Source organism: Exiguobacterium sp. SH3S1, assembly GCF_004337105.1.
GTDB classification, from domain to species: Bacteria; Bacillota; Bacilli; order Exiguobacteriales; family Exiguobacteriaceae; genus Exiguobacterium; species Exiguobacterium aurantiacum_A.
In genome coordinates this window covers 94904-108119 of the sequence record NZ_SJUW01000005.1, presented here as the reverse complement: position 1 = coordinate 108119, position 13216 = coordinate 94904, and the positions used below count along the sequence as shown (strand labels likewise).

Here is a 13216-nt window from a genome sequence, read left to right as displayed (position 1 = left end):
AAGAATGGACGTACTCAGAGTTTCAGCAAAATCGAATCCCAACTCCGTTGCGGGTGCATTAGCTGGCGTTCTTCGTGAAAAAGGAACGTGTGAGATTCAAGCGATCGGCGCCGGTGCGCTCAATCAATCCATCAAAGCTGTCGCCATCGCCCGCGGTTTCGTCGCGCCGAGCGGTCTTGATTTGATCTGTATTCCAGCGTTCACGGATATTCTAATTGACGGAGAAGAACGAACTGCCATCAAGCTCATCATCGAACCTAGATGAGCTTGTGCGGTCGGGACATAGGTCCTATTCTTGTGAAGAGAAGCCATCGGAGCGGATGGCTTCTCTTTTTTGTTGAAAAATGAGGTTCTATCTTCTCAGTTTCGTCATTTTATGACAAGATGAAAGAGAACGTGAAGTTCGACAAACAGACAAGAGGGGGACGTTTTCGATGGAACAGCTCGTGTCAACGACAGAGAAGGAAGCAACGACACCTGTGATGAAAGCGATTCAAAAACACACGGCCGGATTTGGGGCAAAGCTGGTCGAGGTGCCGATTCCGACACCGGGTGCCGGTGAAGTATTGATTAAAGTGAAAGCGACATCGATTTGCGGGACCGACGTCCATATTTATGAATGGGACGACTGGGCGAAGAGCCGGGTCAAACCGCCTTACGTGTTCGGGCATGAGTTTTCAGGGGAAGTCGTGGCGCTCGGGGAAGGGGCGAAGCGCATCAAAGTCGGTCAGACCGTGTCGGCCGAGACACACATCGTCTGCCACCAGTGTAAACAATGCTTGCGTGGTCAGTATCACATCTGTAAAAACACGAAAATTATCGGGGTCGACACCCAAGGCTGTTTCGCCGAGTATGTCGTCATGCCGGAAGAGAACTTATGGGTGAACCCGGAGACGATGCCGTCGAAGCTCGCGTCGATTCAAGAACCGCTCGGTAACGCGGTCCATACCGTGCTCGCAAGTGACGTAACGGCACAATCTGTCGCCATCGTCGGCTGCGGCCCGATCGGTCTCATGGCCGTCGGCGTCGCCAAGGCGGCCGGTGCGAGCCGCGTGTATGCGATTGACATCAATCCGTACCGGTTGAAGCTTGCAGAACAGATGGGAGCGGACGTCGTCATCAACAGCATGGACCAAAATCCGCTCGACCTGATCATGGATGAGACGGACGGGGACGGGATCGACGTCGTCTGTGAGATGAGCGGGCATCCGGTCGCGATCGACCAGGCGTTCAAGATGGTGACGGCGGGCGGCGACGTCAACGTCTTGTCACTTCCGGCACGACCGGTCGCGCTCGATTTGACGCGTGACGTCGTCTTCAAAGGAATCCGGGTCCAAGGCATCACCGGTCGTAAAATGTACGAGACGTGGGGCCAAGTGTCGACAATGCTCGCGTCCGGCCAATTGAACGTCGAACCGATCATCACCCACGTCTTCAAGCTCGAGGAGTTCGAGCAAGGTTTCGAGCTCATGCGGGCCGGGAAATGCGGGAAAGTCGTCTTACTACCATAAACAGGGGGAATCGATATGGCATTTGAACATATTACAGAAGCAGTCAATGAAATGAAACAAGCGGGCACGTTCCGCTCGCTCGTGCCGCTCGAATCGGCGCAAGGGAACGAGGTCACAATCAACGGTAAGTCGCTCGTCCAATTGTCGTCGAACAACTACCTCGGACTCGCCAACCACCCACGCTTAAAACAAGCCGCGATCGAAGCGGTCGAAGCGTTCGGGGCCGGGACGGGGTCGGTCCGGACGATCGCCGGAACGTTCGAGATGCACGAGGCGTTCGAGCGTGAACTCGCCGAGTTCAAGCATACGGAAGCGGCACTCGTGTTCCAATCGGGATTCGCGACGAACCTCGGCGTCTTGTCGGCGCTGCTCGGACCGGAAGACGTCGTCATCAGTGACGCGCTCAACCACGCCTCGATCATCGACGGCATCCGTCTGACGAAAGCGGCCCGTCGCATCTACAAGCATACCGACCTTGAAGACTTAGAGGCGGCCTTGAAAGAGACGCAAGACTACCGGACGCGTCTCGTCGTCACGGACGGCGTCTTTTCGATGGACGGCAACATCGCACCGCTCCCGGAGATCGTCGAGCTCGCCGAGAAGTATGATGCTGCGGTCATGGTCGACGACGCGCACGCGTCGGGCGTGCTCGGGCAGAACGGTCGCGGGACGGTCAACCACTTCGGTCTCGATGGCCGCGTCGCGCTTCAAGTCGGGACGTTGTCGAAAGCGATCGGGGTCCTCGGCGGCTACGTCGCCTGTTCGAACGACGTCCGTGACTTCTTGATTCAAAAAGGGCGTCCGTTCTTGTTCTCGACGTCACACCCACCAGCGGTCGTCGCGGCGAACCGTGAGGCGATTCGTGTCATGAAAGAAGAAGAAGAGCTGTTCGACAAGCTTTGGGCGAACACCGAGTTCTTCAAATCGGGTCTCCGTGACCTCGGCTTCGACATCGGCCACGCGACGACGCCGATCACACCGGTCATGCTCGGGGAAGAGACGCTCGCGCACACGTTCTCGGACAAGCTGAAAGACCACGGCGTGTTCGCGCAAAGTATCGCCTTCCCGACGGTCGAGAAGGGCAAGGCCCGCATCCGGACGATTGTGACGGCGGAGCATACGCGTGACGACCTCGACCGCGCGCTCGCTGCCTTCAAGGCGGTCGCGGAAGAGTTGAACGTGACGCTCCACGCGTAAGATTGGACTGCAGACAAATCGTCTGCAGTAGAGGAATGAACCACAGCATGCCTATATCGGGCATGCTGTTTTTGTTTGAAAATTTTGGTAGACATTTAAGAGGACAGGTTCTAAAATTTGAAAAGATGCACTAGAAGATTGAAGTACATATTATTTCAAATACCGAATTTAGAATAAGGAGCTTATACGAATGATGTTAGGAAGCTTTAAGGACGTCGGGATGCACATCGGATTATATGATGAGATTGTTCCGTATGTAAAAGAGATAGGGGAGCGAGGATGATGCAAGCTTCAAGTGTAGTGAGCGGCACGCTCCTGTCCGCTGAAACATTCTCTATCCTGACGATTTCACCGCCATTCATCATCAATGTCATCTTTAGCGTAGTGGCTTTGATGGCAGTGTTCTATTTCCGAAGTGAGAGCTGGAAAGGCCGATTGCTGAATATGGTTGTAATGATGTGGTCGCTATTCTTCATTTCGGTGTATGTGTTCGCTTGGTATGTGAGATTAAAAAACAATATAACTCCGGACTTTGCGGCTTCGTTTGCGCCGGGTCCATTTCCGGGATGGAAAGAGTTGATTGCGCAAAGTATGGAGGAGCCAGATGTTACCGGGAATGCAATCACATATGCTGCGTTTCTATTCCTTACTCGAAAATATAATGATTGGTACATGTGGCCAGTAAAAATCGTCTTTATTTTTTTCGTAGGTCTGTTCTTTGTAAAGTACATCCCCGTCGTCTTTCACTGGCTTATTGGATAAAAAAAGCAAGGCACAAGGCCCTGCTCAAATAGTAAACATCCCGCGGAACCCACGGGCCGCATAGTATGAATCGGCCCCGTTATGGTAGACGAAGATATGGTCATAGCGGCGGTCACAGAACAAGGCGCCGCCCTTTTGACGAATCGCTCCCGGGGTGGCAATCCAGCTCGATGTCTTCAAGTCGAACGCGCCGAGCGTCTGTAAATGGCGATACGTTACTTCGTTCAGTAGCGCTATTCCCATCACCTCAGCCAATGTGACGGCGCTCCCAGACGGCTTGTTCTTCTTGCGAGCCGTCAACGCCGGTTCGTCATAGCACAGGCTGCGGCGACCGCTCGGACTTTCGGCTGAGCAGTCACAGAAGACGAGGTCTCCGTTCGGGAGGCGGATAACATCCGGTTCACCACCGGTCTTTTCCATTTCAGAGAGTGCGATGAGCTTGTTCGAATCCGTCTTAAGCTTCGTCAAGACGTCTGACCAGACGGCATCGAGATGTCGCTCCATGTGGGTGTGAAAGCGTGATTCGACGATAGCTAATAACTCGTTTTTGTCTTCAGCTGAGAGGGTGGCCATGTTTTTTCACTCCGTTTCAGCAGTTTCTACCAGTATAAGATATTTTTTCGTCATCCATTCATAATTCATTGAGCGAAAGGGGGATGTATGATGAACTTCGATGATATAAATGTTGAGCAACTACACGCGCATTCGTTCCAGACGATTGAGTTGTTTCAATTAAGAACAATCTGGTCACAAAGTTTGCCGCGTGATGCTTACCGAGTGACAGACTTTTCAGAGCTGAACTTACATGTGACGAAGCCAGAATTGCTTCAGCTTCGATGGATCGATTTGACGTTACCGTTCGGAATCTATTCGAATGAAAAACTAGTTTTTTTGTATGACCCGTATCATCGCAAGCTACATACAGAAAAAGTTGTGCCTATTGAGTTAGCCGGACACGATGTTTCCATTCTCGATTTTTTATTGGCACACAGCCAGACGTTTCATGATCCGGATTCGTTTTCTGCAAAAATGGGATCACTCTATGATTTTTCTTGGGACAGCTAATGGAGAGAGTTCGGTTTACCAAAATTGAAAGAACATGCACCATTCCTTGCTGATTTATTGGTTACGCTTGGAGTGCAATCGTTTCAAGTCGTGTCATTTAAGAATGAATTTTTGTCCAATTTTGATATCTGGGCGAAGCGTACGGGATGCGACCATTCGATAGAACGTATCGGGAAATGGAAGTGGTCGAAGACGTATAAGGTGAGCTGCGACGTTTCAAGGCTTTCAGAACACGAGATGCGTCAACTTGTGTCAGTAGTCGAACACTATGAAGAGTGGGAAGGGTTCCGATTCTTAAACCCGACCGAGACAGAAACCGTCTCATTGTTCATTGGAGGCAATTTGACGCAAGGATATGGCTACGGTGTGTTTCAGTATGAACATCCTGGAAAGGTGGTTTCCAATGAGATTTGAAGATTTGTTCCTGTATGACGGGACGATTGAGGTGTTCGCTTTCAATTATGACATCGGTCCCAACAAAAGCCTGACATTTAATCTACAGCTCTACGACCATCCTAGGAAGCGGAACGCCTCCTTCCGTGAGCGGCTTGAGGCGAATGGAATTTCTCCGCAAAGCGAGGTGGTGAACGTGAAGCTCTGCTTTGAAGACATCATCTACATGGAAGTCATCGATGAATCGTATGCCGATGGGGTGGTGATGACGCCTCACGACAAATGTGAAGGGAATCAAATCGTTCGTTATACAAGATCAGGCTATCTCGAGCAGCTACAAGAAACGCGTTTCCAATTGTGGGAAGACATCAAACCGGATAAATGACTTCATCACAAATCTCCTCCAGAACTATTCAATTTGGGGTGGGATGAATGAAGCCAGCTTACATATTTTCACCGCTTTCAAATTATTTACAGATGGTTTACAATAAAACGATTACGAAAACAATGATTGGAAATCGTTTTGGGGGATTCTCATGTTGACCTATGACATCAATGGACAGCTACAGTTACGGATGTTTACCATCGACGACGCGGAGGCGTTGTTCCAATTGACGATGGCGTCGAAGCCATATCTTCGCGAGTGGCTCGGATGGCTCGATTACATCGAGACGATCGAGGACTCGAGACGAAACATCGAAGGGCGAATCAAAGGATTGATTGAGACGGGCGGCTATCCGAAATCGTTCGCTATCTTCTATCAAGATGAGCTCGCCGGCACGATCGGCTTCAACGATCTTGATGCGGGCATCAAGTGCGGGACGGTCGGCTATTGGCTCGGCCAAGATTTTCAAGGGAAAGGGATCATGAGCCAAGCGCTCGAAGCGATCATCGAGTACGGATTTAAGGAACTCCGCTTACATAAAATCGAGATCCGTGTCGCGACCGGGAACGTGAAGAGCCGGGCGCTGCCGGAACGGCTCGGCTTCAAACAAGAAGGCGTGCTTCGAGACGCCGAATGGCTGTACGACCGGTACGTCGACCATGTCGTCTACGGGTTACTAGAAGATGAATGGGCCCATTGATCGACAAAGCAAAACCCGTCCTCGGAAAAGGGCGGGTTTTAGTTCGTCACATTTTCACCGAACAGCTCGGCACCGAACTCGGCATACGCCTGCTCGTATCGGCGGAGCGACGACTCTTTATGCATGCACGTCACGTTCATCCGCTCGAGAGAGGTCATGTCGGTCGCATACGTCTTCAAGACATGGGCGTTCCGGAGCATCGACGGGGTGACCGAGCGGGTGACGCCGCTGCGCTCGTTCAACTGGCGCATCATCTTCGTAATCATGACGATCGTCAGCTGTTTCGGCTGGTTTTTGGCGTACACCCAGCGGAACGTCATCCGGGCAAAGTCGAACGAGACGAAGACGGGATCTTCCGAGTACCAGCGCGGGCGCACCGGCGTCGGGATGTCGGCGAGATAGTTCATGAGGAGCGATTGGTCCTCAGGCGTCAGCTTCAGCGTGAACTTGTTACCGAGCCGGTCATAGACGTCGAACTCGTAGCTCGCCAAGTGTAGGTCGTTCATTTTCAGACGGATGATATGATGGACGCGCAAACCGTATTTGTAGAACAGTGTGACGATGAGCGCGTTGCGGTTGACGAGATAGGGATGAGCCTGAAGCTGGTTCTCGCTCAATCCCCGCGGCGACCGGATCGTCCGGACGAGCTTGTCGAACTCGGACTGTAACGCGATCTGGTCGATGGTGAGCGTGTGCGCCGGTTGCGAATAGGCGAGCATCTTTTTGCGGAGCGGGTTCAAAAACTGGGTCAAGCTGTTGATGACGGTGACGATGCGGGCGACCGTCGCCTGTTGGTACTGTTTCTCTTCGATCAAAAAATCGTTGATGAACGTCTTCCATGACTCGAGCGGGACGGCGAGCCATTCCTCGGGGGTGACGAGTTCGACGTTATGGTCGCTGAAGTATTTGTGCACGTCGATCAAGTCGTAGCGATAGCGTTTCAGCGTCGATGGCTGGCGGCCGCTCGCACCGAGATGATATAAATACGTTTCGATATACTCGGGGAGCGAGTACTCTTTTCTGCGTTTCGTCATGGGACGTCCCTCCTTCTCTTCATATCGTACCACAAACGGACGTTCTCCATTCATGGATTCGTGGTAAGATGGAGGATGAGACTTATTAGGAATGAGGGATGTATATGGAACGAGAGAAAGTGATTATCGTCGGGTGTCAGCTACCGACCGTCGACGATTGGACATATGAACAATCGATGGGTGAACTCGTCGAATTGGTCGATACAGCAAAAGGTGAGGTCGTCGCAAGGCTCGACCAGAAACGGCAACAAGTCGACCGCCGGACGTTTATCGGGAAAGGGAAAGTCGAGGAGCTCGCCGTGCTCATCGAACAGTTTGAGCCGGATATCGTCATCTTCAACGCTGAGCTGTCACCGGCCCAATCGAAAAACATTCGGATCTCGTTGAACGACCCGGACGAGATGAAATTGATCGACCGGACGCAACTCATCTTGGACATCTTCGCCGGACGGGCCCAGTCGAAAGAAGGGAAGCTCCAAGTCGAGCTCGCCCAGATGAACTACTTGCTCCCACGCCTGATCGGGCAAGGCACACAGTTGTCACGACTCGGAGGCGGGATCGGGACGCGTGGACCGGGTGAGACGAAACTTGAAAGTGACCGCCGTCACATTAAGCGCCGCATCGATGAGATCAAGAAGCAACTCGAAGGCACGGTCGCGCACCGTGACCGCTACCGTGTGCGCCGGAAAGAGAACCGTGTGTTCCAAGTCGCGCTCGTCGGTTACACGAACGCCGGCAAGTCGACCATCTTCAACCGTCTGACCGATGCCGACACGTATGAACAGGATGAACTGTTCGCGACGCTCGACCCGCTCACGCGTGAGCTCGAACTGCCGCGCGGTGGGAAAGTATTGATCACCGACACGGTCGGGTTCATCCGCGACTTGCCGACGAAACTCGTCGCCGCGTTCCGCTCGACGCTTGAAGAAGTGCTCGGAGCCGACCTCGTGCTTCATGTCATCGACGCGTCGAACCCGCACTACATGAACCAGATCGATACGACCAATTCGGTCTTGTCCGATCTCGGCGCGAGTGAGTTGCCGCAGCTCGAAGTGTACAACAAGAAAGATCGCTTGACGGCTGACTTCGTCGGTGGACCGCTCGTCATCTCGGCGCTCGACTCGGCCGATATCGAGACGCTCATCGGCGCGATCGAGGACAAGATTTCGGACGTGTTGACGAAAGTGCACGTCGTCTTGCCGGTCAGCTCGTTCGAACATTACCATCCGGCCAAAGATTCGATGTACCGGCTCGAGGAGAACTTCCTTGACGACGGCTCGGTCGAACTTGTCGGTTATATGAGAGAAGACACGCGTCTATATGCGACGCTGAAACCATTTGAGGTGTGAATGATGTGGCAAGAAAAGATTGAGCATTACGATGAACTCGCCCCGTTCGTCAAGCAAGCGGAACAACGGGTGAAACCTTATTTTGAAGCGATCGAGGAAACGGCGGAGTTCAACCAATACCGTGTCCTCGAATCGTTCAAGAAGCATAAAGTGTCGGACTTTCATTTCAATCCGACGACCGGGTACGGCTATGACGATATCGGGCGCGACACGCTCGAGTCGATCTATGCGGACGTGTTCGGGGCCGAACTCGCCCTCTGTCGTCCGCAAATCATCTCGGGGACACACGCGATCGGGATTGCCTTGTTCGGTGTGTTGTTACCGGGAGATGAACTCTTGTATATCACGGGTAAACCGTACGATACGCTCGAAGAGATCGTCGGCATCCGTGGCGACGGCCGCGGTTCATTGAAAGAACTCGGTGTCGGCTACGATACGGTCGAGTTGAAAGACGATCAAATCGATGTCGCGACTGCGATCGAACGGATCCGCCCCGAGACGAAGCTCGTCGGCATCCAACGTTCGAAAGGGTACGCCAATCGACGCAGCATCCCGGTGCGTGAAATCGGCGAGGCGATCGCGGCGATCAAAGCAGCGCACCCGCACGTGTTCGTCTTCGTCGACAACTGCTACGGCGAATTTGTCGAGACGATTGAGCCGACACATGTCGGAGCCGACCTCATGGCCGGTTCGCTCATTAAAAACCCGGGCGGTGGCTTGGCGAAGACGGGTGGCTATATCGCCGGGACGAAAGCATTGATCGAACGATGCTCGTTCCGGATGACGACGCCAGGCATCGGCAGCGAGGCCGGTCCGTCGCTCTATTCGCTGCAGGAGATGTATCAAGGCTTTTATATGGCGCCGCACACGGTCGCCCAAGCGTTGAAAGGGGCCCATTTGACGGCGAGCCTGCTCGGCTTGCTCGGCTTTGAGACCGATCCGCATTATACGTCACAGCGGACCGATTTGATTCAATCGGTCACGTTCCGCGACCGCGACAAGATGATCGCGTTCTGTCAGAGCATCCAGATGGCGTCCCCGGTCAACGCCCACGCGCTGCCGGTGCCGGCCTATATGCCAGGCTATGAGGACGACGTCATCATGGCGGCCGGGACGTTCATCCAAGGCTCGTCGATCGAACTTTCAGCGGACGGACCACTCCGGGCGCCGTACACGGCATACGTCCAAGGTGGCTTGACCTATGCACACGTGAAAGTCGCGTTAATGCTCGCCTTGAGCCAATTGCGGACGAAAGGGCTCGTCACATTTGACCGTGAAAATTCAACTCAAACGTTGTAACCGAAATGTCATGTTAACTTTCTTAACATCTATTGACAGGAAAGTTGTCATGTATTATTCTCACATTGTGAGACAGAAAAGGAGGGGTAAGGGATGGCCGATCAATTTCGTCGCTCCAACCCGTTGTTTCCGATTGGGATCGTCCAAGATCTGACGCAACTGACAGGCAGGCAGATTCGATATTACGAAGAACAGGGTCTGGTTTCGCCTAGTCGGACGGAATCGAAACGACGACTTTATTCCTTTAATGATGTCGAACGTTTGCTCGCAATCAAAGATTTCATTGACCAAGGCTTCAACTTGGCGGCGATTCGCCATATGCTCGACAACGACGGTGCCAAAGAGACAGAACAATCTGCTTCTGCGGCTCCGCCAAGCGAACCGCCAAAGATTTCCGAGAAAGAGTTACATCAATTATTGAAAACACAGCTTCAAGAAGCTGGTCGTTTCAATAAAACGTCGCTCATCCAAGGAGAGTTGTCACGTTTTTATCGATGACGCCAGTACACAAACCATTACACAATGTGAGAGGGGACTTTTACCATGGCCAGAAAAACGTTCACAAAAGAAGACATCAAACGGATCGCACAAGAAGAGGACGTACGCTTTATTCGTCTTCAATTCACGGATATCCTCGGTACGATTAAAAACGTCGAGGTGCCAATCAGCCAATTGGACAAAGCACTTGATAACAAGATGATGTTCGATGGCTCTTCAATCGAAGGGTTCGTACGCATCGAGGAATCAGACATGTACCTCTATCCAGACCTTAACACGTGGGTTGTCTTCCCATGGACAGACGGCAGCGGTAAAGTCGCTCGCTTAATTTGTGATATTTATAATCCGGACGGCACACCGTTCAGCGGTGACCCGCGCGGCATTTTGAAACGCAACCTCGAGCACATGCAAAAGCTCGGCTTCTCAGCGTTCAACGTCGGACCAGAGCCAGAATTCTTCCTCTTCAAGAAAGACTTGAACGGACAGCCGACACTCGAATTGAACGACCAAGGCGGTTACTTCGACTTGGCACCGGTCGATTCAGGCGAGAACTGCCGTAAAGAAATCGTTATCGAGCTCGAAAACATGGGCTTCGAGATCGAAGCGTCACACCACGAAGTCGCACCAGGACAGCATGAAATCGACTTCAAATACGCGGATGCGGTAACGACTGCCGACAACATCCAAACGTTCAAACTCGTCGTCAAGACGATCGCGGCGAAGTATGGCCTTCACGCGACGTTCATGCCGAAACCACTCTTCGGTGTCAACGGTTCAGGGATGCATGCGAACATGTCACTCTTTAAAGGCGACACGAACGTGTTCTACGACCCGAACGGTGACATGGAGCTCTCGGATACGGCACGTGCCTTCACAGCTGGTATCCTCGAGCATGCACGTGCGTTCACGGCGATCTGTAACCCAACGGTCAACTCGTACAAGCGTCTCGTGCCTGGATACGAAGCACCATGCTACGTCGCATGGAGCGCCCGTAACCGTTCACCGCTCGTCCGTGTACCGGCTGCCCGTGGCCTCTCGACACGTATCGAAGTACGTTCGGTCGACCCGGCGGCGAACCCGTACCTCGCGCTCTCGGCCCTCTTAGCTTCTGGTCTTGACGGCATCGAGAAAGACTTGAAAGCACCGAAACCGATCGACAGCAACATCTACGTGATGGACAAGCCAGAGCGTGTTGCGAACGGCATCGACGATCTTCCGGCGACACTCTTCGACGCACTCGAAGTACTCCGCGCCGACAAAATCGTCATGGATTCGCTCGGTGACCACATCGGCGAACACTTCCTCGAGTTGAAAGAGATCGAGTGGGACATGTTCCGCACGCAAGTGACGGAGTGGGAACGCGATCAGTACATGACGCTCTACTAAGTCGAATGAACTTGAAAAAACGCTCGATCCAGTTTCTTGGATCGGGCGTTTTTTTAGTCAAAACAAGCGACCACTCGAAATTGAGTGGTCGCTTGTTTTGCGATTAGAACGCACGTTTGAAAAATGTGGACGCATAGTCGAGTGCCGTATGGAGCGTCGTCGCGAACACGAGACCGAGGAAGAACGGGATGCCGTTCAAGTCGAGCCACGTCTTCACAGCCGCTTCATACGGAGTGAACGTAAGGATGAGCGCGAGCGGGAAGCCAAGGTAGATGACACGAATGAGATCGCTCAACACCGGCAAGTGCGACAGCGGCGACCGGTGCGGCATCAGCTTCACGTAAGGGAGCCAAAAGCCACGCAGCGGTCCCCACCGATAGTATGCATCCGATTTCAAATCGAGGTCCGGGGAGAGCCAGAACGTCCCGATAAGCGCACCGAGGAAAAGGGTAGTCGGGATATCGACATCAATAAAAGGCGTGGCAATCGCTAAAGCACCGATTGCCACGAGGTTCGTACGCGTATGTGTCTTGCCGCTAGCCATTAATGGATCGTCCGGTATACACCGATGACCTTCCCTAAAATGGATACGTTATCGAAATACATCGCCTCAAGTTCATCGTTCTCCGGCTGGAGTCGGACTTTCGACGCCTCTTTGTAGATCCGTTTGACGGTCGCCTCACCCTCGTCCGTCATCGCGACGACAATCTCTCCATTGTCTGCCGTGTTCTGTTGTCTGACGAGTACGCGGTCTCCGTCGAGGATTCCGGCGTTGATCATCGAATCGCCAGAGACGGAGAGCATATACACGTTATCCGAACCGACGACGTGGGCCGGGAGCGGGAAGTGTTCTTCCACGTTCTCGATCGCCGTAATCGGTGTTCCGGCCGTAACTTTCCCGATGACCGGAACGTACATGACCGTCTCACGCTCCTCGATAGATGGGGCGTCCTCGCTCAACACTTCGAGCGCGCGCGGTTTTGTCTTATCGCGCCGAATCAATCCACGTTTTTCAAGACGGTCCAAGTGACCGTGCACGGTCGAGCTCGATGCGAGACCGACGGCTTCACCAATTTCGCGGACTGACGGCGGATAACCTTTCGTCCGGACTTCAGCTTTTATAAAATCAAGAATCTGTTGCTGTCTTGCTGACATTTTTTTCAATGGATTTCACCTCGTTTATGTCGAATAACCTGCGAACGCATCCTATTCTTTATGGATTTATTTTAACACAAGAACATATGAGCGTACAAACATTCGTTCGTTTTTTCTTGACCGAACAGAAGTTCTTGTTTTATGATGAGAACAGATGAACGAACAGACGTTCCTAAGAACGCATATTCTCATATTTGGAGGCGGTTCAAATGAAAGATACAATCAACGGATTCATATTGGTCGGAATGGTAGTGCTCGGGATGTTCGCCTTTTACTTAGTCGGCGAGTTTCGCCAAGGCGAAGTTGTCGAGCCGACAATGATGACGGTCGAAAGAAGTATCGAACAAGAAGTTGCGTTCAACGAAGCGGAAACGCTCGAAGCCCAGCTGTTAGCGGAACGTGCGGAAAAAGAAGAACGGAAAACGACGTGGTTCGCCGCTGAATGATCGATTTGGATTGCGAACACCCGCTCATCCTGTGTA

The 13216-nt window shown here is 52.6% G+C and carries 17 protein-coding genes; 13 read left to right on the top strand and 4 right to left on the bottom strand.

All coding sequences use genetic code 11. From position 1 onward, the window contains the following. Positions 1–4 precede the first annotated feature (4 nt). The 4 genes from EVJ26_RS07330 (at position 5) to EVJ26_RS07315 (ending at position 3470) form a co-directional block, all read left to right on the top strand. Positions 5–265, top strand: a complete 261-nt coding sequence (locus tag EVJ26_RS07330) for a stage V sporulation protein S (protein WP_016509762.1) — start codon at positions 5–7, stop codon at positions 263–265. A 169-nt stretch (positions 266–434) separates the two neighbouring features. Then, on the top strand, positions 435–1511 hold the full coding sequence (gene tdh / locus EVJ26_RS07325; protein ID WP_131470176.1) for an L-threonine 3-dehydrogenase: 1077 nt from the start codon (positions 435–437) through the stop codon (positions 1509–1511). A gap of 15 nt (positions 1512–1526) precedes the next feature. Then, positions 1527–2708, top strand: a complete 1182-nt coding sequence (locus EVJ26_RS07320) for a glycine C-acetyltransferase (RefSeq protein ID WP_131467903.1) — start codon at positions 1527–1529, stop codon at positions 2706–2708. A 282-nt stretch (positions 2709–2990) separates the two neighbouring features. Beyond that, positions 2991–3470, top strand: a complete 480-nt coding sequence (locus EVJ26_RS07315; RefSeq protein WP_131467905.1) for a hypothetical protein — start codon at positions 2991–2993, stop codon at positions 3468–3470. Between the two features lie 24 nt (positions 3471–3494). On the opposite strand, the gene EVJ26_RS07310 is transcribed toward EVJ26_RS07315, so the two are convergent. Continuing rightward, positions 3495–4043 (bottom strand): DUF4256 domain-containing protein, encoded by a 549-nt coding sequence (locus EVJ26_RS07310; RefSeq protein WP_131470175.1) that lies wholly within the window; start codon positions 4041–4043, stop codon positions 3495–3497. 90 nt (positions 4044–4133) lie between these two features. Here EVJ26_RS07310 and EVJ26_RS07305 point away from each other — a divergent pair, with 90 nt between their 5' ends. The 4 genes from EVJ26_RS07305 to EVJ26_RS07295 all read left to right on the top strand — a co-directional run bounded on the left by EVJ26_RS07305 (position 4134) and on the right by EVJ26_RS07295 (position 6013). Beyond that, a complete protein-coding gene (locus tag EVJ26_RS07305; RefSeq protein WP_131470174.1) occupies positions 4134–4535 on the top strand; it encodes a hypothetical protein in 402 nt (133 codons plus the stop codon). A 249-nt stretch (positions 4536–4784) separates the two neighbouring features. Continuing rightward, the gene (locus EVJ26_RS14415) at positions 4785–4949 is read left to right on the top strand and encodes a DUF2167 domain-containing protein (RefSeq protein ID WP_161567612.1); all 165 of its coding nucleotides are present in this window, start codon (positions 4785–4787) and stop codon (positions 4947–4949) included. Further along, the gene (locus tag EVJ26_RS07300) at positions 4939–5313 is read left to right on the top strand and encodes a hypothetical protein (protein ID WP_201738344.1); all 375 of its coding nucleotides are present in this window, start codon (positions 4939–4941) and stop codon (positions 5311–5313) included. The genes EVJ26_RS14415 and EVJ26_RS07300 overlap by 11 nt, the downstream gene beginning before the upstream one ends. Positions 5314–5464: 151 nt before the next feature. Beyond that, entirely contained in the window at positions 5465–6013 is a 549-nt protein-coding gene (locus tag EVJ26_RS07295; RefSeq protein WP_131467914.1) for a GNAT family N-acetyltransferase, read from the top strand. Between the two features lie 38 nt (positions 6014–6051). Here EVJ26_RS07295 and EVJ26_RS07290 read toward each other — a convergent pair whose 3' ends face one another. After that, positions 6052–7047, bottom strand: coding sequence for a tyrosine-type recombinase/integrase (locus EVJ26_RS07290; RefSeq protein ID WP_070327139.1), 996 nt, complete (start codon positions 7045–7047; stop codon positions 6052–6054). A gap of 104 nt (positions 7048–7151) precedes the next feature. Here EVJ26_RS07290 and hflX point away from each other — a divergent pair, with 104 nt between their 5' ends. From hflX to glnA, 4 genes are all read left to right on the top strand, one after another. Further along, positions 7152–8396 (top strand): GTPase HflX, encoded by a 1245-nt coding sequence (gene hflX, locus EVJ26_RS07285; protein ID WP_070327140.1) that lies wholly within the window; start codon positions 7152–7154, stop codon positions 8394–8396. Between the two features lie 3 nt (positions 8397–8399). Next, positions 8400–9695 carry a methionine gamma-lyase family protein gene (locus tag EVJ26_RS07280; protein WP_131458794.1) on the top strand — a complete coding sequence of 432 codons (1296 nt, stop codon included), beginning with the start codon at positions 8400–8402 and terminating at the stop codon, positions 9693–9695. A 93-nt stretch (positions 9696–9788) separates the two neighbouring features. Further along, positions 9789–10193: a MerR family transcriptional regulator gene (locus tag EVJ26_RS07275; protein WP_070327141.1), complete on the top strand. Its 405-nt coding sequence runs from the start codon at positions 9789–9791 to the stop codon at positions 10191–10193. 45 nt (positions 10194–10238) lie between these two features. Next, positions 10239–11579: a type I glutamate--ammonia ligase gene (glnA, locus tag EVJ26_RS07270; RefSeq protein WP_131458795.1), complete on the top strand. Its 1341-nt coding sequence runs from the start codon at positions 10239–10241 to the stop codon at positions 11577–11579. Between the two features lie 103 nt (positions 11580–11682). Here the strand turns inward: glnA and EVJ26_RS07265 are convergent, their stop codons facing one another. Next, entirely contained in the window at positions 11683–12123 is a 441-nt protein-coding gene (locus EVJ26_RS07265) for a metal-binding protein (RefSeq protein ID WP_070327142.1), read from the bottom strand. Continuing rightward, positions 12123–12743 carry a transcriptional repressor LexA gene (lexA, locus tag EVJ26_RS07260; RefSeq protein ID WP_131470173.1) on the bottom strand — a complete coding sequence of 207 codons (621 nt, stop codon included), beginning with the start codon at positions 12741–12743 and terminating at the stop codon, positions 12123–12125. Before lexA ends, EVJ26_RS07265 begins: the two co-directional genes overlap by 1 nt. Positions 12744–12943: 200 nt before the next feature. Between lexA and EVJ26_RS07255 the strand changes: the two genes are divergently transcribed. Then, complete coding sequence (locus EVJ26_RS07255) at positions 12944–13180, top strand: hypothetical protein (RefSeq protein WP_236634058.1); 237 nt, start codon at positions 12944–12946, stop codon at positions 13178–13180. Positions 13181–13216: the final 36 nt, after the last annotated feature.

Bases quoted from the DNA above. Each gene is read 5' to 3' on its own strand.
- EVJ26_RS07255 (WP_236634058.1), top strand. From the start codon at position 12,944: ATGAAAGATACAATCAACGGATTCATATTGGTCGGAATGGTAGTGCTC.
- EVJ26_RS07300 (WP_201738344.1), top strand. From the start codon at position 4,939: ATGAGATTTGAAGATTTGTTCCTGTATGACGGGACGATTGAGGTGTTC.
- EVJ26_RS07320 (WP_131467903.1), top strand. From the start codon at position 1,527: ATGGCATTTGAACATATTACAGAAGCAGTCAATGAAATGAAACAAGCG.
- glnA (WP_131458795.1), top strand. From the start codon at position 10,239: ATGGCCAGAAAAACGTTCACAAAAGAAGACATCAAACGGATCGCACAA.
- EVJ26_RS07305 (WP_131470174.1), top strand. From the start codon at position 4,134: ATGAACTTCGATGATATAAATGTTGAGCAACTACACGCGCATTCGTTC.
- EVJ26_RS07280 (WP_131458794.1), top strand. From the start codon at position 8,400: ATGTGGCAAGAAAAGATTGAGCATTACGATGAACTCGCCCCGTTCGTC.
- EVJ26_RS07330 (WP_016509762.1), top strand. From the start codon at position 5: ATGGACGTACTCAGAGTTTCAGCAAAATCGAATCCCAACTCCGTTGCG.
- EVJ26_RS07265 (WP_070327142.1), bottom strand. From the start codon at position 12,123: ATGGCTAGCGGCAAGACACATACGCGTACGAACCTCGTGGCAATCGGT.
- hflX (WP_070327140.1), top strand. From the start codon at position 7,152: ATGGAACGAGAGAAAGTGATTATCGTCGGGTGTCAGCTACCGACCGTC.
- tdh (WP_131470176.1), top strand. From the start codon at position 435: ATGGAACAGCTCGTGTCAACGACAGAGAAGGAAGCAACGACACCTGTG.
- EVJ26_RS07290 (WP_070327139.1), bottom strand. From the start codon at position 7,047: ATGACGAAACGCAGAAAAGAGTACTCGCTCCCCGAGTATATCGAAACG.
- EVJ26_RS07315 (WP_131467905.1), top strand. From the start codon at position 2,991: ATGCAAGCTTCAAGTGTAGTGAGCGGCACGCTCCTGTCCGCTGAAACA.
- EVJ26_RS07295 (WP_131467914.1), top strand. From the start codon at position 5,465: ATGTTGACCTATGACATCAATGGACAGCTACAGTTACGGATGTTTACC.
- EVJ26_RS07275 (WP_070327141.1), top strand. From the start codon at position 9,789: ATGGCCGATCAATTTCGTCGCTCCAACCCGTTGTTTCCGATTGGGATC.
- EVJ26_RS07310 (WP_131470175.1), bottom strand. From the start codon at position 4,043: ATGGCCACCCTCTCAGCTGAAGACAAAAACGAGTTATTAGCTATCGTC.